Genomic DNA, 557 nt, shown 5'->3' on the forward strand with positions numbered 1-557 from the left:
GCGAGGCACGGTCGTACCCGACGATGCTCTGGCCATGGCTGGGCGCCTCGGCCAGGCAGACGTTGCGCGGCACGATGGTGCGGAACACCTGCTCGCCGAAGTGCTCGGTCAGCTCGGCCGACACGGCATTGGCCAGGTTGTTGCGCACATCGAACATGGTGCGCAGCACGCCCTCGATTTCCAGCGCGGGATTGAGGTTGGCGCGCAGCGCTTCGATGGTTTCCACCAGCGCGCTCAGGCCTTCCAGCGCGTAGTACTCGCACTGCATCGGCACGATCACCGAATCGGCGGCGGCCAGCGCGTTGAGCGTCAGCAGCGACAGCGCCGGCGGGCAGTCGATCAGGATGTAATCGTATTCGTCGCGGATCGGGGCCAGCGCGCGCTTGAGGCGCTGCTCGCGCTCGCTCTGGTCCATCAGCTGGATCTCGGCGGCGGTCAGGTCGATGTTGCCCGGGAGCAGGTCGAAGCCCTCCGGCGTCTTGACCCGGACCTCGGCTGCGGTGCTTTCGCCCAGCAGCAGATCACAGGTGGAAGCGGCGACTTCGCGCTTGTCCACG

1 protein-coding gene is annotated in these 557 nt (G+C 67.1%); it reads right to left on the reverse strand.

Going from position 1 to position 557, the window contains the following annotated elements:
- A partial coding sequence (locus AAE045_RS23180; protein ID WP_455549677.1) for a ParA family protein occupies positions 1-557 on the reverse strand: 557 nt, incomplete at both ends.

Source organism: Dryocola clanedunensis, from assembly GCF_038405435.1.
GTDB lineage: Bacteria > Pseudomonadota > Gammaproteobacteria > Enterobacterales > Enterobacteriaceae > Dryocola > Dryocola clanedunensis_A.